Annotated in this window: 25 protein-coding genes; 11 read left to right on the plus strand and 14 right to left on the minus strand. The window is 42.0% G+C overall.

Annotated features, from left to right (window positions below; genetic code table 11):
• Nucleotides 1-34: 34 nt before the first annotated feature.
• The 4 genes from LC653_RS28310 to LC653_RS28325 all read right to left on the minus strand — a co-directional run bounded on the left by LC653_RS28310 (nt 35) and on the right by LC653_RS28325 (nt 3520).
• Nucleotides 35-1957, minus strand: coding sequence for a M48 family metallopeptidase (locus tag LC653_RS28310; RefSeq protein WP_229497980.1), 1923 nt, complete (start codon nt 1955-1957; stop codon nt 35-37).
• 6 nt (nt 1958-1963) lie between these two features.
• Nucleotides 1964-2551: a LemA family protein gene (locus LC653_RS28315; RefSeq protein WP_229497981.1), complete on the minus strand. Its 588-nt coding sequence runs from the start codon at nt 2549-2551 to the stop codon at nt 1964-1966.
• A 463-nt stretch (nt 2552-3014) separates the two neighbouring features.
• The gene (locus LC653_RS28320; protein WP_229497982.1) at nt 3015-3266 is read right to left on the minus strand and encodes a hypothetical protein; all 252 of its coding nucleotides are present in this window, start codon (nt 3264-3266) and stop codon (nt 3015-3017) included.
• A 26-nt stretch (nt 3267-3292) separates the two neighbouring features.
• Nucleotides 3293-3520 (minus strand): DNA-binding protein, encoded by a 228-nt coding sequence (locus tag LC653_RS28325; protein WP_229497983.1) that lies wholly within the window; start codon nt 3518-3520, stop codon nt 3293-3295.
• A gap of 201 nt (nt 3521-3721) precedes the next feature.
• On the opposite strand from LC653_RS28325, the gene LC653_RS28330 reads away from it, so the two are divergent.
• On the plus strand, nt 3722-3967 hold the full coding sequence (locus LC653_RS28330; RefSeq protein WP_229497984.1) for a hypothetical protein: 246 nt from the start codon (nt 3722-3724) through the stop codon (nt 3965-3967).
• Nucleotides 3954-4370 carry a putative toxin-antitoxin system toxin component, PIN family gene (locus LC653_RS28335; protein WP_229497985.1) on the plus strand — a complete coding sequence of 139 codons (417 nt, stop codon included), beginning with the start codon at nt 3954-3956 and terminating at the stop codon, nt 4368-4370. The genes LC653_RS28330 and LC653_RS28335 overlap by 14 nt, the downstream gene beginning before the upstream one ends.
• A 16-nt stretch (nt 4371-4386) precedes the next feature.
• On the opposite strand, the gene LC653_RS28340 is transcribed toward LC653_RS28335, so the two are convergent.
• From LC653_RS28340 to LC653_RS28360, 5 genes are all read right to left on the minus strand, one after another.
• Nucleotides 4387-5406: a tRNA-dihydrouridine synthase family protein gene (locus tag LC653_RS28340; RefSeq protein WP_229497986.1), complete on the minus strand. Its 1020-nt coding sequence runs from the start codon at nt 5404-5406 to the stop codon at nt 4387-4389.
• A gap of 187 nt (nt 5407-5593) precedes the next feature.
• Nucleotides 5594-5953, minus strand: coding sequence for a YlcI/YnfO family protein (locus tag LC653_RS28345; protein ID WP_229497987.1), 360 nt, complete (start codon nt 5951-5953; stop codon nt 5594-5596).
• Between the two features lie 194 nt (nt 5954-6147).
• Nucleotides 6148-6561 (minus strand): PIN domain-containing protein, encoded by a 414-nt coding sequence (locus tag LC653_RS28350; RefSeq protein WP_229497988.1) that lies wholly within the window; start codon nt 6559-6561, stop codon nt 6148-6150.
• Complete coding sequence (locus tag LC653_RS28355; RefSeq protein WP_229497989.1) at nt 6551-6787, minus strand: hypothetical protein; 237 nt, start codon at nt 6785-6787, stop codon at nt 6551-6553. The genes LC653_RS28350 and LC653_RS28355 overlap by 11 nt, the downstream gene beginning before the upstream one ends.
• 100 nt (nt 6788-6887) lie before the next feature.
• Nucleotides 6888-7106 (minus strand): type II toxin-antitoxin system HicB family antitoxin, encoded by a 219-nt coding sequence (locus LC653_RS28360; RefSeq protein ID WP_229497990.1) that lies wholly within the window; start codon nt 7104-7106, stop codon nt 6888-6890.
• Nucleotides 7107-7217: 111 nt separating this feature from the next.
• On the opposite strand from LC653_RS28360, the gene LC653_RS28365 reads away from it, so the two are divergent.
• The 3 genes from LC653_RS28365 to LC653_RS28375 are packed head-to-tail and all read left to right on the plus strand — an operon-like array spanning nt 7218 to nt 7956.
• Nucleotides 7218-7463, plus strand: a complete 246-nt coding sequence (locus LC653_RS28365) for a DUF6883 domain-containing protein (protein WP_229497991.1) — start codon at nt 7218-7220, stop codon at nt 7461-7463.
• 29 nt (nt 7464-7492) lie between these two features.
• Nucleotides 7493-7735 (plus strand): DUF6883 domain-containing protein, encoded by a 243-nt coding sequence (locus LC653_RS28370; RefSeq protein ID WP_229497992.1) that lies wholly within the window; start codon nt 7493-7495, stop codon nt 7733-7735.
• On the plus strand, nt 7732-7956 hold the full coding sequence (locus LC653_RS28375) for a DUF4926 domain-containing protein (protein WP_229497993.1): 225 nt from the start codon (nt 7732-7734) through the stop codon (nt 7954-7956). Before LC653_RS28370 ends, LC653_RS28375 begins: the two co-directional genes overlap by 4 nt.
• A gap of 29 nt (nt 7957-7985) precedes the next feature.
• Here LC653_RS28375 and LC653_RS28380 read toward each other — a convergent pair whose 3' ends face one another.
• The 3 genes from LC653_RS28380 to LC653_RS28390 all read right to left on the minus strand — a co-directional run bounded on the left by LC653_RS28380 (nt 7986) and on the right by LC653_RS28390 (nt 11195).
• Complete coding sequence (locus LC653_RS28380) at nt 7986-8240, minus strand: type II toxin-antitoxin system RelE/ParE family toxin (protein WP_229497994.1); 255 nt, start codon at nt 8238-8240, stop codon at nt 7986-7988.
• Between the two features lie 100 nt (nt 8241-8340).
• The gene (locus tag LC653_RS28385) at nt 8341-8559 is read right to left on the minus strand and encodes a hypothetical protein (protein ID WP_229497995.1); all 219 of its coding nucleotides are present in this window, start codon (nt 8557-8559) and stop codon (nt 8341-8343) included.
• A gap of 422 nt (nt 8560-8981) precedes the next feature.
• Nucleotides 8982-11195 (minus strand): phosphoketolase family protein, encoded by a 2214-nt coding sequence (locus LC653_RS28390; protein ID WP_229497996.1) that lies wholly within the window; start codon nt 11193-11195, stop codon nt 8982-8984.
• 345 nt (nt 11196-11540) lie between these two features.
• Here LC653_RS28390 and LC653_RS28395 point away from each other — a divergent pair, with 345 nt between their 5' ends.
• The 4 genes from LC653_RS28395 to crtO all read left to right on the plus strand — a co-directional run bounded on the left by LC653_RS28395 (nt 11541) and on the right by crtO (nt 16440).
• Entirely contained in the window at nt 11541-12923 is a 1383-nt protein-coding gene (locus tag LC653_RS28395) for a cytochrome P450 (protein ID WP_229497997.1), read from the plus strand.
• A 251-nt stretch (nt 12924-13174) separates the two neighbouring features.
• A complete protein-coding gene (locus LC653_RS28400) occupies nt 13175-13783 on the plus strand; it encodes a cytochrome P450 (protein ID WP_372478232.1) in 609 nt (202 codons plus the stop codon).
• A gap of 98 nt (nt 13784-13881) precedes the next feature.
• Nucleotides 13882-14640, plus strand: a complete 759-nt coding sequence (locus LC653_RS28405) for an LmeA family phospholipid-binding protein (RefSeq protein ID WP_229497999.1) — start codon at nt 13882-13884, stop codon at nt 14638-14640.
• Nucleotides 14641-14745: 105 nt separating this feature from the next.
• The gene (crtO, locus tag LC653_RS28410) at nt 14746-16440 is read left to right on the plus strand and encodes a beta-carotene ketolase CrtO (protein WP_229498000.1); all 1695 of its coding nucleotides are present in this window, start codon (nt 14746-14748) and stop codon (nt 16438-16440) included.
• 292 nt (nt 16441-16732) lie between these two features.
• Here the strand turns inward: crtO and LC653_RS28415 are convergent, their stop codons facing one another.
• A complete protein-coding gene (locus LC653_RS28415; RefSeq protein ID WP_229498001.1) occupies nt 16733-17107 on the minus strand; it encodes an AbfB domain-containing protein in 375 nt (124 codons plus the stop codon).
• 324 nt (nt 17108-17431) lie between these two features.
• On the opposite strand from LC653_RS28415, the gene LC653_RS28420 reads away from it, so the two are divergent.
• Together LC653_RS28420 and LC653_RS28425 are read left to right on the plus strand one after the other, a co-directional pair.
• Complete coding sequence (locus LC653_RS28420) at nt 17432-18175, plus strand: tetratricopeptide repeat protein (protein ID WP_229498002.1); 744 nt, start codon at nt 17432-17434, stop codon at nt 18173-18175.
• Between the two features lie 80 nt (nt 18176-18255).
• Entirely contained in the window at nt 18256-19167 is a 912-nt protein-coding gene (locus tag LC653_RS28425; protein WP_229498003.1) for an SDR family oxidoreductase, read from the plus strand.
• 14 nt (nt 19168-19181) lie between these two features.
• Here LC653_RS28425 and gcvP read toward each other — a convergent pair whose 3' ends face one another.
• Nucleotides 19182-22133 (minus strand): aminomethyl-transferring glycine dehydrogenase, encoded by a 2952-nt coding sequence (gcvP, locus tag LC653_RS28430; protein ID WP_229498004.1) that lies wholly within the window; start codon nt 22131-22133, stop codon nt 19182-19184.
• Nucleotides 22134-22167 lie beyond the last annotated feature (34 nt).

A 22167-nucleotide genomic window follows, 5' to 3' on the forward strand; every position in this document is an offset into this window, starting at 1 on the left:
GAGTGTGACAGTTTCACTCATATCACTGGTTATATTAACTTCGCTTTGAAGAAGATTGTTTCTGTTTGGAAACGCCACGCTGAGGATTTAAAAATGGGGGAATGGGACAGTCTAGCGTCATTGCGATCGCTCTTAGTAAATCTGCTTCTGATTGTGTAACTTTGTTGTTTAATAGTACAGTGTGGGCGCAGGCATCAACAATAGCTTGCTTGAGTTTGGGACTGGCAAGACGGAGGCGATCAATACTCTTCTTAAGCTCAGTGAAATTACAGGTAAGTGGCGTGTCTGGTTTTTCTTGTTCTCCAGCTTTCGGAAGTCGAAAAACTCCAGAACGAAAAGCATAGGCGATGTCTTCGGTGGAGGCATCGGGTTGGGAGTATCCGATGCGGGCAATGACGGACAGCACTAATAGACTATCTGGCCAAATCTCTTCTATGCAGGTAAATTCGACCGTTGTCGCAGATATAGGATTTATACTAGGTTGGAGGCGATGCCACAGGATTAACTGCAACACAAAATGCCAAAGTGATAAACTTCCGGTAGCTACAACTAAACCGTGGACGCATTTGCACAACCTTTGGCATTCTTTGGCAGAATTTTGACGCAATACAGGTACTGCTAAATCCACAAGTGGCAAGCGAATTCTGGGATCTAACTGGCTAATTTCGCTGCTCAATTCCAGGGTTTTATCTACCAACTCAGCAGGCTGCACCTCGCGTAACCAAGCAATTTGACGTTCTTGGATCTCGATATTTTCAGTATCTAAGGCTAGGGCAAAAGCGATCGCCATTGCACTTTCCTGCTCCCGCACGCCCAAACGCAGAGATTCTGGTAACTGCGATAACAGCGCTTGAGCATGGGCAAAATGCTCTGGTGTAACGCTTCCAACTTGGTTTACAACCTGTTCTGGCGTGGGGCCAGAACCACCAGCAAAGCCCATTGTTAGGGATTCCTGGGAGGGGGAACGCACTTGATTGCGAGATGGCATTGCTGCTAAATTGCTGACGTTCAAACCCCCAACGCGGCGGATACGTTCTGTTAAGGGTGGGTGAGTAGAAAACATATTTTCCCAGAAAGAGGGGTTGAGAGCATTGCCAAAAAACATGTGGCTAGCGGCTTCTGCTCCCGGCGCAATCAAACGTGAATCCATCTTTTGGAGTTTTTGGAAGACTCCGGTAAGTCCGTTGGGGTTACGAGTGAACTGTACAGCTGAAGCATCGGCGAGAAATTCCCGTTGGCGAGAGACGGCGGCTTTAATCAGGCGTCCACAGAGTAATCCGATACCGCCAATTGCCATTAGTGCTAAACCAAAAGCCCACAAAGGCAAACCCTTGTCTTCGCGGGAAGCACCGCGAATGCGCCAGAGCAATTCCCCAGTTAAATAAATGAACAAAATCCCGTGCAGTAGTCCCACCAAACGCAAATTCAGCCGCATATCTCCATTGAGAATATGACTGAATTCGTGGCCGATGACTCCTTGTAGCTCATCCCGGTTCAGATGTTGCAAAGTTCCACGGGTAACTCCAATTACAGCATCATTGGGCGTAAATCCGGCAGCAAAGGCATTAATGCTGGTTTCTCTCTCAAGGAGATAAACTTCTGGGACGGAAATACCAGAAGCGATCGCCATTTCCTCGACAATATTTAATAGTTGTCGCCCTTGTTCATCGGCCATTTCTGGTATCAGGAGTCTTCCCCCTAACTCTTGGGCAATTACGCTACCGCCCTCACGGAGATAGGCAATTTTATATAAGCTTCCGACTGCGATCGCAATTATTGTAATCCCAGCCACGTAAAGAAATATCCCTGGATGCCACCAAACACGGGGAGCCATGCGGAACAGAAATAAAGTGGCAATATAAATCGCCATAATCATGACTGCGATCGACAGGGAAAATAACCCGATTAATTGTTGCGTATTTTGGCGTGCCCGATCCTGATGTTCAAAGAAATTCATAGACACCTAAAAAGATACGCGTGGGGCATTTCTGATTTCTGGAGTAGCTTCGGCAAGCAATTCTGCAACAGTAAAGTTAAAAGTATTGGCTACAAGGTTGCTGGGGAAAGATTCGCTCTTGGTGTTGTAAAGTGTCACCGCGTCATTAAAAGCCTGACGTGCAAAAGCAATCCGGTTTTCAGTGGAAGATAATTCTTCCATTACTTGAGTCATGGCGCGATCGGCTTTCAATTCTGGATAAGATTCTGAAAGTACCATCAACCGATTTAACGCACCCGTCAGCGCCCCTTCAGCATTGCCCAACTGTTGCATCGCTTGGCGATCGCCGGGATTTTGTGCTGCACGACTGCTAGCATTAATTGCAGAATTCCGAGCGGCAATAACTGCTTCTAGAGTTTCCCGCTCATGTTTCATGTACCCTTTAGCAGTTTCCACCAAGTTGGGAATTAAATCATAGCGGCGCTGTAATTGAACATCGATTTGAGAGTAAGCATTTTTGTAACGGTTGCGATACTTAACTAAATCGTTGTAGCTATTAATGATAATTACAGCCACAATGGCAACTAAAGCAACAGAAAATATTAAAAGCCCCATATTTTTAGATGATTTCCATCAGGTACTTACTTTATATCCAGCAAAATTTGTGTGGATATAAAGATGAGTCTACTTGTAGCAAGTTGGCTTCGTCGTCTGTAAAATTAGTTACGCAATTTTACTGATGTAGGATTTTTTAAATAACCGCAGAGGCGCAGAGAACGCAGAGAGAATTAACAATTCAAAATTCACGCATTCAAAACTTGTACTGAGCGGCGTCGAAGTATTCAAACATTTTAGACATTTTCAGATGAAGAGAAGTGCCTTGCGCGGGTTCCCCGCGTTGTGGCAACTTCGGGGGATTTAAACCCCAACTGAAACTGCGCTACGTGTAATGGTTGGGGTCTTAAACCCTTTAATTTCCAATAATTTCCAACAATTCCAAATTGTTTGTGAATATCATCTCTCTTTTCTCTGTGTACTCTGCGTCTCTGTGGTTGATTAAAAATTGTAGCCAGATAAGTCACCTATGAATCTGAATAAATAGGCAATAACCACTGACAACAAAAATAAAAAGGATAGCGGCAGGAAAAATTACTACATCTCTGACAATAAATAAAATCCAATCTTTTCTTAGTTCTTGTTTAAACTTTAGTTCTCGCAGTTTTCGCTCAAGTTCTACATCTTCTTGTGACTGCAAATTTTCAGGTGACAGAATTAGTGGATTGTCGCCTTTGCTGGCAATTATTTTTGATAAATCTGTTTTATCTGTCATGCTGTTTAGATACCAATAATTTCAGTTTAAAGATTTTGGTTATCATCTCTAATCCAGATATGTTTGCCTTTTTGCTTGGCTTTTAAGGCTACTTCTAGGAGTGCATAGGCGTAGCCAGCCGTAGGCATCGCTTTTAACAGCACATCACCATTATCTCCATTAATCTGTTGCGCCAGATTGTTTAGTGTCTCATAAAGTTCTGGCGATAAATCTAAATTTATTTGAGGTCTTGGGGTTTTATCTTGTGCAGTCATTTATATTTTAAAGGATACGAGGGTGATACAAACTTGTGGCTAGTGTGAAGTTAAGCTGTCTACAGAACTCCCAGTTCTTAATTCTTGACTTTGAAATAACTATGATCATCCTACAACGTTACTTCAAATAGCCTGATGGGGGAATTATGAGCCGAGGAAGTAACATGATTAAAGATGAGAAATTATGGAAGCGAACAGACCATGATTACTAATGAAGAAATTACCATCAAAGTCCCGTCTGAGGTAGCAGAGGCATACCGCAATGCCACTGAAGACGAACGGGAACAAATTGAAGCCCGGATCGCAGTGTTACTAAAGTCTTCAATGACAAGCAAGCAGGAAGCCATTGCCAAGCTCAGACAAACAATGGATGAAATTGGCAGACGAGCCGCACAAAGGGGTTTAACGCCAGAAATTTTGGAGTCAATCTTGAATGACGGCGAATGAAAGACGGTTTGTGTGTGATGTCAATGTCATCATTAGTGCGGTGTTATTACCAGGTAGCAAACCAGATCGCGCACTCAGAAAAGCTCAAGATTTAGGGGAATTGTTGGTGTCTGAGTCCATTTGGCTGGAGCTAGAACAGGTACTCGCTCGACCCAAATTTAATCGGTACACCACGCCAGAAGAACGCAACGATTTCCTGGTGGATTTGTCCGAAACTGTACAGTTCATTAAAGTGACTGAACAGATTAACGAATGTCGAGATCCAAAAGATAACAAATATCTAGAATTAGCAGTCAGTGGAAAGGTAGAATGTATTGTGACCGGAGATGATGATCTGCTCGTGCTAAACCCTTGGAGAAGCATTGAAATTCTGACTGTTCAAGAATTTTTAGCAAAGAACTAGCGAAATAGTAAGCAGGTTATACGCCTGAGTAGGGTGCTAGGGCTAAAGTTTTCGTCAGATCAGTAAGGAGAAAGCGATCGCAGAGGTTTAACAGTTCTACCTCGGTCTGCGTCTGTCGCATCAGCCGCAGGAAATGACCTTCAGCATCAACACTCAGGGCAATGTAGTTGAGGAACATTTTGAGGTAGCCGACGCGCGATCGCACTGGCATAGTTTCTGCTGTGGGCGTTTGCCATAAACGATCAATATAGTTGCGTACCTCTACTAAAGGAATGGGCGTGATCGTCTCGAAGCGCAAAGCTTGCCGAATTTGATTAAAAAGCCAAGGATTCCCGATCGCCCAGCGTCCCACCATCACACCCGCCGCGCCCGTTTGAGAAAGCACTTTAAGGGCAGTTGTCGCAGAATGGATATTGCCATTGGCAAGCACTGGACAATCAACCCGTTTCACCGCTTCAGCGATCAAATCATATTTTACTGCCCCGTGGTACATATCTTTCACAGTGCGACCATGCAAACTCAGCAAATCAATGCTGTGGCGATTGATCATATCTAGAATTTCGTAAAAGTTATCTGTATTTTCAAAGCCTACGCGCATCTTGACGGTTAAAGGGCGATCGTTGACAGCAGAACGCAGTTCTCCCAAAATGCGATCCACTTTTTCTGGTAAGAGCAGCAATCCACCCCCAACGTTTTTGCGATAGATTCTAGGTGCTGGACAGCCCATGTTTAAGTCAACTCCAGCGATATTATAGTTGCAGAGTTCTTTTGCTGTTCTTACTAAGTCGGGAATGCTTTCGCCAATCATTTGAGCAAAAACGGGGCGACCCGTGTCGTTTTCAGTGATTGCTGCCAGAATGCTACGATTGAGCCGTGAGGTATCGTTCACGCGGAAATACTCGGTAAAGAAGTAGTCAGGGCTGCCGTAGTGGGCAATGACCTTCATAAACCAGAGGTTTGTCACATCCTGCATGGGCGCAAGAGCGGTGAGGGGTAAGTCTGGATGCCGCGATTGGGGGAGCGATACCTGGGACATAGAGATTTTAGCGATCGACAAAGCATCACTCTATCAAAAAACGCATATTTAATGCTTCTTTGCAATCAGTTTAAGCGTTACTAGGGACTGGTAAAAAATAAATTATTCCTATAGTTATTTCTATTTTACATAATATTTTTTAAGGTGAAATACAGTTAAATGCAAGTATCGGTATCAAGTAAATAACTCATAGACTAATGTAATTGTTAGAAATAGTACGGCTATCATAAATATCTTTGACTATTTCCTCAACATTCCGTTCATCTTCCCAAGGGCCAAGTCTTTCCATAAACGTGTCTAGTGGATGCGGTTTTGGCTGCTGCTCAGATGAGAGAATTATTTCATTAACTATCAATTGATTTGCTTCTGGAACTCCTAATTTTTTGGTTTCCTCTTTAGCTATAGCCATGATTTGCATCAATGTTATAGCCTGACGCAGAACATCACTTTTACTTGTGCCTATTTTATTTGCTAGTTCGTCTAATATTTGATTTAGTTCAGGTGACAAATCTAAGTTTAAGCGAACCATCTTTTGAGCGTCAGTCATGGTTCCATCCTTGTGTAAAATCTTAAGTATATTATAGTTGGCTAAGGCTGTAAGATTTATAGTGATCATGATTCAAGAATTTGATAGGGTTATTCTTAGTACTGATCTCCCAGAATATTAGATTAGGGTGATATGGGTATAGTTGTTTTGCGACAGCAACGTAGCCAACAATACAAGGGTGATGCAAACATAAATCAAACAAATGGATTAAGGATTCTTACTTTGTTATCTATTAGCTGATTGTGTTGCATATCTTCTGAGTAAATTATGGAACATTTACCTAGTAAAGCTGTAGCTATAATTAGGCTATCCCAATAAGAGTAGTTATATTTCGTATTAATTTCTAATGCTTGTATAACTTCTGTTGTGTTAATTGCTTGAACAGGAAAGGTGTTGATTATATCTGATATAATTGTGATTGCATGTGTTCTTGATGTAAATTTTTTTCTAGTTAAAACATGAAATAACTCACCCAAAACTTGAGTGCTAACTAAGAGCAATGAGGAATTATTTTTGATAATTTCTGCAACTTTATAGTATTTTTCAGGTGGGTTTTTGGCGTAGAGATAAATCCAGAGATTGGTATCGATAAAAATATTATTGCTCATATATTTCTTCTCGATTAAATTTGTAATCTGGAGGAAGTAAAAAAGAGTAATGATTGACTTTTTCTAAAAAATGGTGGATTTGGGATTCTCCATCATTAATTGTTTGAGTAGATTGAGTTGGTTCCAAAATTACAATTTGTATGGTTTTACCTTCTAATTCGGGGCTAAGTTTTTCACTCAGAACTAGTTCGCCATTAGTACAGGTTGCTTGGACAATTTTGAGCATAAAATTACTGAAGATGAAAATTGACTTTTTTCAATGTAAGCTAAAACTTTTCAAAAATCTTGGCTGCTTCCTTGCCGGATATATTTGATAAACGTCCCATTTATACTACAACTTCCCCGATAAACACTTGCGATTTTTTAACAATATAAAGTTTGCCATGTTTAGCTTGAACGTGGAGATATCCTGTAATGGCATCTTTAATATTTTCAATTGCCTCATCTAGTGTTTTGCCTTGACTCATGCAGCCTGGAAGTTCAGGAACCTCAGCAACATAACCTGCATATTCTGAATCAAAGGTAAAAATTACTTGAAATTTCATAATAAATTAATCTTGGATAGTTGAGGTCTAGAATAAATATAACGCTCAAAAAGGCGATAAATTAAGAGGCGACAGGCGATAAACTAAAGATAAGAATGTAAAAGAGGCGGATTGAAACTGCCGAATTATGAACTGGCAGTTGTGCCACAACGAAAAATCACCGAGTATCTGTTGTCGCCAACTCACCCCGATGGACGCAGCAAGGAAAAGTTTTTTATTGCGTTTGGTTTTTCAGTAGAGGATTGGGAAACTCTTGCTAAGGCATTACTAATTCATGTTGCTGATAACGATGTTACAAAGATTAAACCTCTTGCGAAAATCCTTGATCCGCCAGGGACTCAAGTCCCTCTCTTATAGCAAAAGTCCGTTTAAACGGACTAAAATTATTGTTATTAGTCGGTTTAAACCGACTTGAGCTATTAGCCCGAAAATTTATTTTCGGGCGGATGTTCGACTTTTGCAAGAGGTCTATTGAAGATTCACCATTTGGAACTAGATATGCTGTAGAAGGTACACTGCTTTCACCGGATGGTAGAAACCCTGTAATTCGTTCGGCTTGGTTTATTGAAACAGGGGAAACTATTCCTAAGTTTGTTACTTCATACCCACTCAAACGGAGAGAAGAATGATTCAAGAACTTGATAGGGTTATTCTGACTAGTGATCTCCCAGAACATAGTTTAGAAGAAGGTGATATAGGTACAGTTGTTTTAGTACATCAGGGTGGCAAAGGCTATGAGGTTGAATTTGTCACATTGGATGGGGAAACTGTGGCAATTGTTTCACTCCACAGTATACAAGTACGTCCCATTGGTAGGAGAGAAATTGCGCGATCGCGGCTGATAATCTAATTTATAATGGCATACAGCCAAATAATATTTTAAATTTTAAAATATATCACTTTATACCAGAGGCTAAAGTCATCTAATGTATTAGATATTTGTCGAATCTCTGCTAGATTTGGATGGATAAATTGACATGGTTTTCCAATAGCTGAGGTTTTTGCTAATTGTTTAAATGTTGCTTCGGCTGCTGTTAAAAAGCGGTCTGAAACATCTAAGTTATCTTGTGCTATGTACGTTGCTAAGTCTATTAAGTCCCGGATAACTTGAGGTCTTTTTTTTATTTCAAACATCACGGCTAAATTGCATCTTGATGTTTGTTCATTCTTTGTCGGATTGTTTGACGGATATCTTCCCAATCTTGAACAGTCATTTCTGTTGCATTCCCAGAGTTTAATCCTTCCAGAAGCTAACTTTTGCGACTCGTAAACTAACTTTTGCGACTCGTAAACCAGCTTTTGTGACTTGAAAAGCAGCTTTTGTGACTTGAAAAGCAGCTTTTGTAACTTGTAAAGCAGCTTTTGTGACTTGTAAAGCAGCTTTTGTGACTTGTAAAGCAGCTTTTGTGACTTGTAAACCAGCTTTTGCGACTCGTAAACCAGCTTTTGTCAAAGGATTTCAGCAAATCTACTCCGATTTTTCCTGCCTGCTAAGTTCTCTTGAATAAAAAAACGCAAATATACGCATTCCGACGCAATTTTCAGCGTTTCTATACGTATAAATGCGATAAAAGTAGAAACAATTCCAGCTTTATTTAATGGGCGTTGCTAAATCTAGGGATGAATGTCTCACGCAAAGGCAAAGCAGTGCGTTGTGGGGATTCCCCCCGTTATAGCGCAATACAGTTCAGTTAGTGATGTTTGACCTCGGAAGATCCCCCCAACCCCCCTTGAAAAGGGGGGCTTAGTTCCCTCCTTTTTAAGGAGGGTTAGGGAGGATCAAGCCTTAACTGAACTGTATTGCGTTATAGCGACTGCCGCACAAAGACGCAAAGGAAAATTCAATAAAATCATCCCGCATTTATGCAACATCATTTAATGAACTAACGCGATCGCACGTTTCGTCAACGCCTCAGCAGTCAATCCATTAAACGCCATCAACTCACCAGCACTGGCTGTAGTCTCCCCACGCTTCCATGCAAAAGTATCGCGCTTCGCATTACTCCGTAACAAAATTGGTTCCAGCATCGACGCAGCACCTCCAGTAACAGCAATTAGCGCATCGCCATCAAATAATTCGGCAAATTTCGCATCATCCAAGAAACCGCCTTCGGCTTGGGAACAAGTATCCCACGCGGTATCGTGGCTACGGTACAGTTGCCGAGGATTGATAACAGAAACTATCTTGGCACCAATACCTTCAGTTTCCAAAAAAGCAGCAGCTTCAAATACTGGCATTAATGTCATATCGCCAATTACAGCAAATACAACTTGTTTATCACCAGCAATTTCATGTAATAGCACCGCACCATCGCGCAACCCTTGACGAGTTTGTTTTAAAGTTGTGCGAATTGGCAATGGTGATTTACTTGCTGTAATCACAATTCCCTTATTCTTAGTTTTCAGTGCCCAGTCATAACAAGCTTGAATACTATTAGCATCAGGCGGAAATAATGGGAAAACATTTCCATTTCGCATCAACGAAGCAAAGTAAGCTTCAATTTCTGGACGTTGGTGAGTCCAACCGTTGCGCCCTTGCTCTAATGCGCCTGCTGTGAATAAAGTAATAGTCGAGGGAGTTGGACGACGCAATTCTGCCATTGCTTGGGTTACAGTTTGCCAAATTGGTAATCCGTTGATGGCAAAAGATTCGTAAGAACACCACAATGTTCTCGCACCCATTAACGCTAAACCAGCAGCTAAACCCGCACAAGCATCTTCACTCAATGGTTCATAAACTTGTCCATTTGGTGCTTGATTATATAAGTCGTCAGTTGTGGGGTGGATAATCTTTAATGCTTGGTTGATATTGGCAATTCCTGATGCTTCATTACCATCGGCGTTGGTGACAAGGAAATGCCGATCTTTATTTCCAACTATTCCTACCAATCGTCCCATTGCAGTTGTGGAAACTTTATGTTCGCCACCTACTGCATATTCTTCTAAAGGTAATTCGCCTAAATCTGGTAATGAGAATTCAAATTCTGTTACTACTGTTTTAGCTGCTGGGCCTCCGCCAGCGCGTTCGGCATTTGTCCGCACTAATTGCCAAGCTTCGGCTGATAAAGCACGGGTTTGCAATGCACTAATAATATGCGGCGCATTTAGCGTATCTTTAGGATAGAGGTTGTGGGATTTTGCCCCCCGCGCGTGGACTCCTGCACCTTTGAGTTGTTTAATAATAAAAACGGTAAGTTTACCACCCAAAGCCGATCGCGCTGCTTTATCTACACCCGAAAGTACTGCTTGAGTGAATGTTAGGCGTTTCTCAAAGGAAAACGCGGTACTATCAACGTAATCCCCTGGCTGGTTTTGATCGTCGAAATCCTTGGCATCCACTAACACGATTTCATCAAAACCGTTACCTTGCCAATATGCTTGCATCTGTTCATTGGTTTTGAGGGAAATCATGCTGTGATGTTCTTGGCTGTAACCGTTCCACACCAGCACCGGTAAGAAGTTGGTGACAGCAGGATAAGCAGTATGAAAGTGTGCGATCGCACTTACAATATAAGGCTCACCCAATCCACCATCCCCAACTGTAAAAGGGAACAACTTATCTTTGTGCAACAGTGCAGCCGCCATTGCAAAGTGTTGCCCTTGTCCCAAAGGCCCCGCAGGTGCGAGAATACCGGGGATGAAACCAGAAAGATGTCCTAAAAGTCCGTGCTTTTCTCGGAAGCGATCGCGCAATTGTTGGACTGTAAAAATTCCCATGTCCTCTAGCGAACGATCCAAGAACATGGCACTATAAAATCCAGGCGCGTGGTGTCCGACTTCGGTAATAATGTTCTTGTATCCCAGCATGACAAGAGATGCGTAAGCTTCTGCTTGGCTGGCGAATCCGCCGGGATGCCCAGAAGCTTTACTAGCAGTAACTTGTAAGGTTAGGTAGCGTAAGGCATCAGCAGCAAGTAAAGTTTGATATACAGCATTCGGTTCTGTGGGAGATGCGATCGCTACTCTGCCCGATTCTATAGCAGGTGTTGCACCATAAGTTTCAAAATCTGGTAAAGCTTCACCAAAATATTGAATTCCTTCAGAAAAATCGGGAAGCGCTGAAGATGCCTTTGGGGAGATTGCAGTCATGCTGAGTACCTTTTGACGATTAGGTGAAACTGTCTGACTTCTCACGGTATCTGGGGAACCTCTCTCTAAATCTCTCTCCTTTTAGGAGAGAGACTTTGAATTTTCCCCCTTCCCGCCACGGGTTGGGGGTTAGGGGGTTAGGTTTTTCGTGGGCTTTTCCAGATGACATGAAAAGTCAGATGAAACTGTAGATGCTCGTTGAATTTAACAAAAATTTTACATCTTTGAGGTTGTAACAGTTTATTGCTTTTTTGCACCCTCAGTATAAGTAACTTCAATCAACAAGAATTTATCAGTTTCAGTTAGTTAAAGTAGGAGCAAGACATAAAGTAACAAAAGAATTTTATGAAATTACCAAATGGCCCGCAAAGCCCAGCAGTTTTACAGATGCTACGCTGGATTACCAGCCCCATGTCATTTATGGAAACTTGTGCCGAAAGATATGGGGACATGTTCACCATCAGGTTACAAAGCAAATCTCCGCCACTGATATTTGTCAGTAACCCCGAAGTGCTACAGCAGATTTTGACAAACGATACCAAGGGGTTAGAAGCACCTGGTGATACAAATCTGGTGTTTGAATCTTTGCTTGGTAAGCGTTCTGTGATTACCATCAGTCGTGCAGAACACCAGCGCCAACGGCAGTTGTTATTGCCACCCTTTCACGGTGAAAGAATGCGAAGCTATAGTCAAATAATTAGTGATATTACCGAGAAAGTCATTAGCCAATACCAGATAGGGCAACCCTTCAATATCCGGTCTGCTGCCCAAGCTATTACCCTGCGGGTGATTATGCAAGCTGTGTTTGGGCTAGATGAAGGGCCACGCGCCGAAAAATTACAGCATTTTTTGGGTGAAATGCTGGAAAAGGGAAGTTCTGTGTTGAGTGTCGCTTTGCTTTATTTTCCAGCTTTGCAAAGGGATTTTGGCCCGATTAATTTCTGGGGAAAGCAGATGCGCCGACAGCAGGATGCTGACAAACTTATATACGAAGAAATTCGGGAACGTCGAGAACAACCAGACCCATCACGCACAGATATCCTCAGCTTACTCATGGCAGCGAAGGATGAAGCAGGTCAACCGATGACCGATGAAGAGTTACGCGATGAATTAATGACTCTTTTGATAGCAGGCCACGAAACCACAGCAACAGCGATCGCATGGGCATTTTACTGGATTCACAAAATACCATCAGTACGCCAAAAGTTACTGCAAGAACTAGATAGCCTGGGTGATAACCCTGACCCCAGCGCCATTTTTAAATTACCCTACCTCAACGCTGTTTGTTCCGAAACCTTGCGAATTTACCCAGTAGCGATGCTGACCTTTCCCAGAGTAGTCAGAACACCTCTATCTCTGGGTAGTTACGAACTTGAACCAGATACAATCGTTATTGGTTCAATTTACTTGACCCACCAACGAGAAGATTTATATCCGGAACCTAAGCAGTTTAAACCAGAACGCTTTTTAGAACAGCAATTTTCTCCCTATGAATATTTACCTTTTGGAGGTGGTGCAAGGCGCTGTATTGGTTTAGCATTTGCCCAGTTGGAAATGAAGCTAGCACTTGCCAAAATCCTTTCCAGCCAGGTATTAGAACTAGTTGACAATGGTGAAGTGCGACCTAAACGCCGTGGTTTAGTGACAGGCCCAGATCATCCCATCAACATGGTTGTCACCAGTCAACGTCAGGTGAAGTCTCCCATCCTACAGACAACCACTGTTTGATGCTGAAGGGTTTGATGGTTGGTTCAGCAAGTCTTCAACTTTCATCTCTACATTTAGATAGATTTTCAATGCTTTTACATAATCCCTTATAGTCCAATACAGTTCAGTTAGCGCCAAAAACCTTAAATTGTGTAGGTTGGGTTGAGGAACGAAACCCAACATTTCCGGGGCTTTGTTGGGTTGCGCTTTGCTTAACCCAACCTACAATTTTCCACAAAGCCAAGCGTATTGCCTTATAGTCCTTTTTTAAAGTGGTCTATGGGGGTATTTTAATATATTGCAACTCTCCTATAAATAAGTGGGTATTTTATTTAATTCACTCTCACCCAGAGGTGAAATATCGGTTAATGCAAGAACTAAACACCTTGGATGATCTTACAAATCCGGAAGCAATTACACAGTTACCTTATCTCACCGCCGTCTGTCAAGAAACACTGCGAATTCATCCTATTGCTTTAATTTGCACACCGCGAATGGTAAAAGATAAAGTAGAAATTATGGGGCATGAATTTACATCAGAAACAGTTTTAGTTCCCTGCATTTATTTAGCCCATCGCCGAACTGAGACTTACCCAGAAGCAGAACAGTTCCGCCCAGAAAGATTTCTCAACCAAAAATTTTCACCTTATGAATATTTCCCCTTTGGTGGAGGTTATCGCGGTTGCATTGGTGCAGCATTTTCCATGTATGAATTAAAATTAGTAACAGCCATAATTTTATCGCATTTTGAACTAAGTCTTACTGATAAACGTCCAGTGTATCCAGTTCGTCGTGGCATTACCATTGTCCCTAGCGGCGGTGTAAAAATGGTTGTTACCAAAAAGGCAAAAGTTAAAAGAGAAACAATATCCTTTACTTGATTACTCAATCCTCCGATTATATACCGCAATGTAGATTCGCTCGTTAGTATCTAGCCTTTACAGTAAGTAGTAAGAGGATATTTAGGAGATACTAATTCATGCAAGACGAACATAATTTAGAAGAAAAAGTTCTATCTCAGGGCGCTGAAATGATGGTATCCCAAGGGTTAGATGAAGTAGAAAAAATAGACATCAATGTACAAACTGATTTATTCAAAATAGTTCAGGGACAAGCGGATGGAGTTTCGTTTGCAGGTGAAGGATTGGTTATACAAGAAGGCATTCGCGTACAGGAAATCAAACTACAAACAGATAGTATTGACATCAATCCCTTAAGCGCTCTTTTCGGTCAAATAGAACTCAATCAGCCAGTAAATGCCATAGTTCGCATTATACTCACAGAAGTAGATATTAACCGCACTATGACATCAGACTTTGTTCGCAGTCGGATGCAAAACTATGATTTGGATGTAGATGGCGAGATTGTGAGTTTTGAGCCGCAAAAAATTCAGGTATTTTTACCTGGTGATGGCAAAATAGAATGTAAAGGAAGAGTGTTGTTAAAGGAAAAGGGAAATACTCGCCCTTTAGCTTACACTGCGATCGCTCGTCCACGTACTCTTTCACAACCCGCGATGCTGGAGAGTTTTAACTGCACTGAGGGAAGCGGGGTTTCAATAGAATTAGTTACAGCATTAATGCAGAAAGTCAAAGAACTGATGAATCTACCCTATTTTAAATGGGAGGATATAGCGTTTTCTATTAAAGATATAAAAGTAGAAATTGGTAGTTTGACACTTCTGGTAGAAACTCAAGTAAAGCAAATACCATCATCGTTAACTGAACTATTTCCTTAGTGGTATTGACAGTAGTTAAAGATAATTTTTGTAACTAGGGAGTGATGTAACTTTATTAAAAGTTTTGTAAGCTTTTAAAAGCTACTTAATTTAAAAATAACAACTATGCAAGAGTATGATATTGTGCTGATCGGTGCTGGACATAATGGATTAGTTTGTGCAGCTTATTTGCTGAAAGCTGGTTATAGTGTTCTGTTACTAGAAAAGCGTTCTGTTCCAGGTGGTGCAGCAACAACTGAAGAATGTTTACCACAAGAGGCTCCTGGATTTAAATTTAACTTGTGTGCTATTGACCATGAATTTATTCACTTGGGGCCAGTTGTTGAAGAATTAGAACTAGAAAAATACGGCTTGCATTATCTGGAATGTGATCCAGTTGTTTTCTGTCCTCATCCTGATGGTAAATACTTCTTAGGACATAAGTCAGTGGAAAAGACTTGTGCCGAAATCGCTCGTTATAGTGAACGTGATGCCAAAAAATACGCAGAATTTGTAGACTATTGGCAACGAGCGCTCGGTGCAATGATTCCCATGTTTAATGCACCGCCAAAGTCAGTTATAGACATCCTTGGTAACTATGACATCACAAAACTGAAAGATTTATTTTCAGTTATTGGTTCGCCAAACAAAACGCTGGATTTTATTCGTACCATGTTAACCAGCGCCGAGGATTTACTTAACGAGTGGTTTGATGAGGAATTTTTGAAAGCGCCACTAGCAAGGTTAGCATCAGAACTTGGGGCGCCGCCATCGCAAAAAACCCTTGCCATTGGTGCAATCATGATGGCGATGCGACACAACCCTGGAATGGCCAGACCTCGCGGCGGAACTGGCGCACTTGTGCAAGCTTTAGTGAATTTAGTCACAAGTAAAGGTGGTGTTATTCTCACAGACCAGCATGTTGAAAAAGTTTTAATTGATGATGGAAAAGCTGTGGGTGTACGGGTTGCTGGTGGTAAAGAATATCGCGCTAAATACGGGGTTATTTCTAATATTGATGCCAAGCGGTTATTTTTGCAAATGACTGATAAAAGCGATGTTGATGGGGCCGACCCCAATTTATGGGAAAGATTAGAACGCCGCATCGTTAACAACAACGAAACCATCCTCAAAATAGATTTGGCTTTAGACGAACCACTCCACTTTCCCCACCACGAGCATAAAGACGAATATCTCGTTGGTTCTATCTTGATTGCAGATTCGGTAACTCATGTAGAACAGGCTCATAGTAAATGTACCTTGGGAGAGATTCCTGATGCTGACCCATCAATGTATGTGGTGATGCCTAGCTACTTAGACCCCACATTAGCGCCACCAGGTAAGCACACCGTATGGATTGAGTATTTTGCCCCTTATCAAATTGCCGGTGCAGAAGGCACTGGTTTAAAAGGTACTGGTTGGACAGATGAATTGAAAAACAAAGTTGCAGATAGGGTAATTGATAAATTGGCAGACTATGCACCCAATGTCAAGAATGCAACTATTGCCCGTCGTGTAGAAAGTCCAGCAGAACTAGGAGAAAGATTAGGTGCGTATAAAGGGAATTATTACCATGTTGACATGACCTTAGATCAGATGATATTTTTCCGTCCCTTGCCAGAAATAGCCAACTACAAAACGCCAATTGATAATCTATTTTTGACTGGTGCAGGGACTCATCCAGGTGGTTCGATTTCGGGAATGCCGGGACGCAATTGTGCCCGTGCATTTTTGCAGGCAAAACATCCCATTAGTCAAACTTTGAAGGATGCACGCGATTCGATTAAGTCAACTGTCGAGTCGGTGTTTGGTATTAGTTAAGCGTTGCACAGACAGAGTATATTATCACCAAGGCATACATTAAACCTCTTGCGAAAATCCTTGATCCGCCAGGGACTCAAGTCCCTCTCTTATAGCAAAAGTCCGTTTAAACGGACTAAAATTATTGTTATTAGTCGGTTTAAACCGACTTGAGCTATTAGCCCGAAAATAAATTTTCGGGCGGATGTTCGACTTTTGCAAGAGGTCTATTTAAGAGACTTTTTGCAAAAGTCAAAAATAGATGTATGCCTTGACGCGATATTTACCACAATCATGTTCAAAGCTACTCTAGCTATGGAGTGAACGGTGCTACTAGTGTAAAAGTGGCATCGTTTAAAAACAAACTATTAGTGCTGTACGGGTCAATATATAGCTCGAAGTTTCTGTGGCGTATATAGTAAGTAGGAAAATTATATGACCTAAAAGAAACGTTTGTTAAACTTGCTAAACCTGGTTTTATACAAAACGTTGCATCATCTCTGAACAGGGCAGTATTGTCATTAGGAGCTAATCTAAAGATTTTATTGGGAGCAACTGGACGAGTATTGTGTATATTTTTGCATATAGTGAAAACTAGTGCGATCGCACCCTTGTTCATTAAAAGGGAAATTACCACACGAGTGCGATGTCTACGATGGGCTACGCCTACATAACGTATATATAGCAATCCTATTTGATTCCCTCTCCACCGAGAGGCTTAGATCCCCGATTTCTTTAAGAAGTCGGGGATCTTCTTGTTCCTAACTCCTGCACGGATTGCTATAGCAAGATAAATAATTGTTTTTTGAGTGAAATAGGCTCTAAGCAATTGCTTTATGTGTATTTAATATGATAATGTATCATACACTTGAATTTAAGAAGCTTCCATACATCCTCAACCAAATCATTTCTCAAAAGATAAGGAAATTAATGGGTAAAAACTAGTGTATTTTGATAATGTTCAAAAAAGGAACAACTTTTAACATCATCTTATAAGTTTTGTAGGTATAGCATGGTTTTTCGGTACTGCTTCGTTGCATCTGGTTTGATAGCTTTCTTGGCATTTGGTTGTAGTGGTGGGGCAAACTCATCAACAGAAAATACTACACAAATTGTGCAAGAAACTAATGTAACCCAGCTTTTCATAGAAGCGAAGGCTACCCAGAAAGCACAAGATTTCTTTGATCAAGGTAATAATTTATTAGATGGACAACGTTACAAAGATGCAATAAAAGCATACAACAAAGCGATCGCCATCAAAGTTGAGAGTCCTGAAGCTTGGATTAACCGTGGCATAGCTTTAACATCGTTGCAACGTTACCAAGACGCTATTGCATCTTACGACAAAGCGATCGCTATCCAACCCGACAAATATGAAGCCTGGTATAATCGTGGCATAGCCTTAACGTCGTTGCAACGCTACCAAGATGCGATCGCATCTTACGATAAAGCGATCGCTATCCAACCCGACAAGTATGAAGCCTTAATTAACCGAGGCATTGCACTGACAAAGCTGCACCGCTATCAAGATGCGATCACATCTTATAATAGAGCGATCGCCATCAAGCAAGATTTGCACCAAGCATATTACAATAAAGCTTGCTCTTATGCTTTACAAAGCAATCTCGAATTAGCAATTGAGAATTTAGATAAAGCTATCGAGTTTCTTCCTGATAAATACAAGAAGTTAGCAAAAACTGACCCAGACTTTAGCAAAGTGCGTAGTGCAAAGCAGTTTCAGGAATTACTACAATAATATTCTGTAACCAGCACTCAGTGTAGAATGTCAGCTTACTGTAGCAAGAAAATTTTCTCTAGAGCGGTTTACAATTAGACATGAAAAAATTGTTAATCACCGGAGCAAGTGGTTTTTTAGGATGGCATCTTTGCCAGCTTGCAAAACAAGAATGGGAAATTTATGGCACTTATTTTTCCCATTCTCTAGAGATTCCTGGCATCAAAATGCTAAAAGTGAACTTAACAGATTTTCAAGAATTGCAGCGTATCTTTAGTGATATAAAACCAACAGCAGTGATTCATACTGCTGCACATTCACAACCAAATTTTTGTCAAACCCACCCTGAAGAATCTCACGCAATTAACGTCACAGCATCCTGCAATATTGCCGGACTTTGCGCGGATAATTCTATTCCTTGTGCTTTTACCTCAACAGATTTAGTTTTTGATGGTTTAAATGCTCCCTATCGAGAAACAGATTTTGTGTGTCCTGTTAATCTTTACGGTGAGCAAAAAGTCATAGCAGAAGCAGGTATGCTAGAAAGATATCCCATGACAGCAGTCTGTCGGATGCCGTTAATGTTTGGTGCAGAAACACCCACAGCTAAAAGCTTTATTCAGCCATTTCTTGAAACTTTACAAGCAGAAAAAGAACTAAATTTATTTATTGATGAATTTCGCACCCCAGTAAGCGCAACAACTGCCGCCAAAGGACTTTTATTAGCATTAGAAAAAGTTAACGGCATCATTCACTTAGGTGGAAAAGAGCGGATTTCGCGTTATGATTTTGGGCAACTATTAGTTGAGGTATTTAAACTTCCCGCCACCAAGCTCAAATCCTGCCGTCAACAAGATGTGAAAATGGCAGCGCCTAGACCGGCAGATGTTTCTTTGGATAGTTCCAAAGCATTTGCATTGGGGTATCAGCCTTTATCTGTAAAAAAAGAATTAGAGGAGTTAGGAATTAAGACTCCTAACTCCTGTACAGACACGATTAATCGCGTCTCCTAACTCCTCACTTGATTTTAGTAAGCATCCATTGGCAGACAAGAACAAACAAAATTCCTATCGCCAAAGGCTGCATCAATGCGACCAACAGCCGGCCAGAATTTATACTCACGAGTCCAAGGTGCAGGATAAGCAGCTTGTTCACGAGAATAGGGATGATGCCATTCGTCGGTGATGAGACTTTCAGCAGTGTGGGGTGCGTTCTTTAAAACATTATCTTGAACATCCACCTTACCTGATTCAATCTCGGCGATTTCTTGGCGAATAGAAATCAACGCATCACAGAAACGATCTAACTCTTGTTTAGATTCACTTTCTGTAGGTTCCACCATGATTGTACCCCCTACAGGCCAGGATACAGTCGGCGCGTGGAAACCGTAGTCTATGAGACGCTTGGCAACGTCATCGATTTCGATCGCAGCTGATTTTTTGAGCGATGGCGAAGCGCCTCGCAAGCTACGCAAATCTAAAATACATTCATGGGCAACTAGACCATTTTTTCCCTGATACAAAACCGGATAGTACGATTCCAGTCTCTTAGCGATGTAGTTAGCATTGAGAATCGCCACCTTAGTTGCTTCGGTTAAACCATCTGCACCCATCATGGCGATGTACATCCAAGAAATCACCAAAATACTAGCACTACCCCAAGGCGCAGCCGCTACAGCACCAATACGTTGGGAATTAGAGATTTCTTCCCCACTCCCTACAACAGGATGTCCGGGGAGAAAAGGCACAAGATGAGAGGCTACGCCAATGGGCCCCATACCAGGGCCACCGCCACCATGAGGAATACAGAAGGTTTTATGCAAGTTTAAATGGCAGACATCCGCGCCAATATCTCCAGGACGGCAAATTCCCACTTGGGCGTTCATATTTGCCCCATCCATGTAAACTTGTCCACCGTGACTGTGAACAATAGCGCAGATTTCCTGAATTGGCTCCTCAAAAACACCATGAGTCGAGGGATATGTCACCATTAAGGCAGCTAGTTCATTACTGTGTTTTTCTGCCTTACTCTTCAGGTCATCAACGTCAATATTACCTTGTGAGTCACAGGCAACGGCCACCACCTTCATCCCGCACATCACCGCACTTGCTGGGTTTGTCCCATGTGCCGAGGTGGGAATTAAACAAACATTACGGTGTCCTTCTCCACGATTTTCGTGATATTGGCGAATCACTAAAAGTCCAGCATACTCGCCCTGAGAACCAGCATTTGGTTGCAGAGAAATACCCGCAAAACCAGTAATTTCAGCTAACCATGCCTCAAGTTGCTCAAACAGGAGTTGATAACCTTGCGTTTGTGACAAGGGGGCAAACGGGTGAATCTTGCCAAATTCCTCCCAACTTACCGGAATCATCTCAGCTGTCGCATTCAACTTCATTGTGCAAGAACCCAAAGGAATCATCGATGTCGTTAGCGACAAGTCCTTGCTTTCTAGCTTGTGCAGATAGCGCAATAACTCAGTTTCTGAATGATAGCGGTTAAAAACGGGATGGGTGAGATAGGTGCTGGTGCGGGGGAGGGGAAGATGGGGGGAGGGGGAGATAGAGAGAAGCGGAGAAAACCATTCTTCTAAGCTGAAGGGTAGTTCATTTTCGCCTGCGAAGATTGCTAAGATGTGAAGCACATCATCAACTGTAGTTGTTTCATCCAGCGAGATACCAACAGCAGTTGCATCAAAAATCCGCAAGTTAATTTGAAGCTGTTCGCTATTTGCCAGAATATCTTCTAAATTGTGTGTTCCCAGTTCTACTCGCAGCGTATCAAAGAAAGATTCTGAAACGACCCTATAACCCAAACGTTTCAGTCCTTGTGCCAGCAACACCGTCAAGGAATGGATATTTTCAGCAATTTGCTTCAGTCCATCTGGCCCATGATAGACGGCGTACATACTCGCCATTACCGCTAGCAGCACCTGTGCAGTACAAATATTACTAGTAGCTTTTTCGCGGCGGATGTGCTGTTCGCGGGTTTGCAAGGCAAGACGTAATGCAGGCTTACCTTGAGCATCTTTTGAGACTCCCACAATTCGCCCTGGAACCAGCCGCTTATACTCTTCCTTCGTAGCAAAGTATGCCGCATGAGGCCCCCCAAACCCCAACGGAATACCGAACCTCTGAGTGCTGCCTACAGCAATATCAGCACCAAATTCCCCAGGAGGGGTGAGCAAAGTTAAACTTAAAGGATCTGCTGCTACCGTCACCAATGCACCCTTAGCATGGGCTTTTTCTATAAAAGCGCGGTAGTCGTAAATGGTGCCATCACTAGCGGGGTATTGTAGAACAGCCCCAAAAATTGGTTGATCAAAATCAAATGTTTGATGATCACCAACAATAATCTTAATCCCTAATGGTTGAGCGCGTGTTTGCAACACGTCGATAGTTTGGGGATGGCAGTCATGAGAGACGAAATAGGCATTTGCCTGATTTTTACAAACACCATAGCTTAGGCTCATCGCTTCAGCTGCGGCTGTGGCTTCATCAAGTAACGAAGCATTGGCGATTTCCAAACCTGTTAAGTCGATAATCAGAGTTTGGAAATTTAGCAGTGCTTCTAGTCGCCCTTGGGCAATTTCTGGCTGATAAGGAGTGTAGGCAGTATACCAACCGGGGTTTTCTAGGATGTTGCGCCCAATCACAGGTGGGGTAATACTGTCGTAATATCCCATACCGATGTATGAACGGAAAACCTGATTTTTGGCAGCAACTTTTTTTAATGATGTCAGTGCTGCATACTCACTTTTGGCTTCTGGTAACTTTAACGGTTGCTTCAGCCGAATTGCCTGTGGGACTGTTTGGTTGATTAGGGCATCCAGACTGGGAAACCCCAAAACCTTAAGCATTTGCTGGATATCGTCGGAGTTAGGGCCAATGTGTCTTGGCACAAAACTACTTAACTTTTGACTTTTTTCGTTCAGCACTTGCTGCTCATTAGACTTGAGAATAGGGGCGTTTAATACCACAAATTACTTTCCATACGGTACTATTTCATATTTT

This window comes from Nostoc mirabile CHAB5784 (assembly GCF_020829645.1).
GTDB classification, from domain to species: Bacteria; Cyanobacteriota; Cyanobacteriia; order Cyanobacteriales; family Nostocaceae; genus Nostoc; species Nostoc mirabile.

Excerpts from the sequence above, each read along its gene's own strand:
- LC653_RS28320 (WP_229497982.1), bottom strand. The coding sequence starts at position 3,266 with ATGACAGATAAAACAGATTTATCAAAAATAATTGCCAGCAAAGGCGAC.
- LC653_RS28360 (WP_229497990.1), bottom strand. The coding sequence starts at position 7,106 with ATGAAATTTCAAGTAATTTTTACCTTTGATTCAGAATATGCAGGTTAT.
- LC653_RS28330 (WP_229497984.1), top strand. The coding sequence starts at position 3,722 with ATGATTACTAATGAAGAAATTACCATCAAAGTCCCGTCTGAGGTAGCA.
- LC653_RS28345 (WP_229497987.1), bottom strand. The coding sequence starts at position 5,953 with ATGACTGACGCTCAAAAGATGGTTCGCTTAAACTTAGATTTGTCACCT.
- LC653_RS28390 (WP_229497996.1), bottom strand. The coding sequence starts at position 11,195 with ATGACTGCAATCTCCCCAAAGGCATCTTCAGCGCTTCCCGATTTTTCT.
- LC653_RS28310 (WP_229497980.1), bottom strand. The coding sequence starts at position 1,957 with ATGAATTTCTTTGAACATCAGGATCGGGCACGCCAAAATACGCAACAA.
- LC653_RS28375 (WP_229497993.1), top strand. The coding sequence starts at position 7,732 with ATGATTCAAGAACTTGATAGGGTTATTCTGACTAGTGATCTCCCAGAA.
- LC653_RS28350 (WP_229497988.1), bottom strand. The coding sequence starts at position 6,561 with ATGAGCAATAATATTTTTATCGATACCAATCTCTGGATTTATCTCTAC.
- LC653_RS28380 (WP_229497994.1), bottom strand. The coding sequence starts at position 8,240 with ATGTTTGAAATAAAAAAAAGACCTCAAGTTATCCGGGACTTAATAGAC.
- LC653_RS28420 (WP_229498002.1), top strand. The coding sequence starts at position 17,432 with ATGGTTTTTCGGTACTGCTTCGTTGCATCTGGTTTGATAGCTTTCTTG.
- LC653_RS28325 (WP_229497983.1), bottom strand. The coding sequence starts at position 3,520 with ATGACTGCACAAGATAAAACCCCAAGACCTCAAATAAATTTAGATTTA.
- crtO (WP_229498000.1), top strand. The coding sequence starts at position 14,746 with ATGCAAGAGTATGATATTGTGCTGATCGGTGCTGGACATAATGGATTA.
- LC653_RS28335 (WP_229497985.1), top strand. The coding sequence starts at position 3,954 with ATGACGGCGAATGAAAGACGGTTTGTGTGTGATGTCAATGTCATCATT.
- LC653_RS28355 (WP_229497989.1), bottom strand. The coding sequence starts at position 6,787 with ATGCTCAAAATTGTCCAAGCAACCTGTACTAATGGCGAACTAGTTCTG.
- LC653_RS28315 (WP_229497981.1), bottom strand. The coding sequence starts at position 2,551 with ATGGGGCTTTTAATATTTTCTGTTGCTTTAGTTGCCATTGTGGCTGTA.
- LC653_RS28425 (WP_229498003.1), top strand. The coding sequence starts at position 18,256 with ATGAAAAAATTGTTAATCACCGGAGCAAGTGGTTTTTTAGGATGGCAT.
- LC653_RS28395 (WP_229497997.1), top strand. The coding sequence starts at position 11,541 with ATGAAATTACCAAATGGCCCGCAAAGCCCAGCAGTTTTACAGATGCTA.
- LC653_RS28340 (WP_229497986.1), bottom strand. The coding sequence starts at position 5,406 with ATGTCCCAGGTATCGCTCCCCCAATCGCGGCATCCAGACTTACCCCTC.
- LC653_RS28405 (WP_229497999.1), top strand. The coding sequence starts at position 13,882 with ATGCAAGACGAACATAATTTAGAAGAAAAAGTTCTATCTCAGGGCGCT.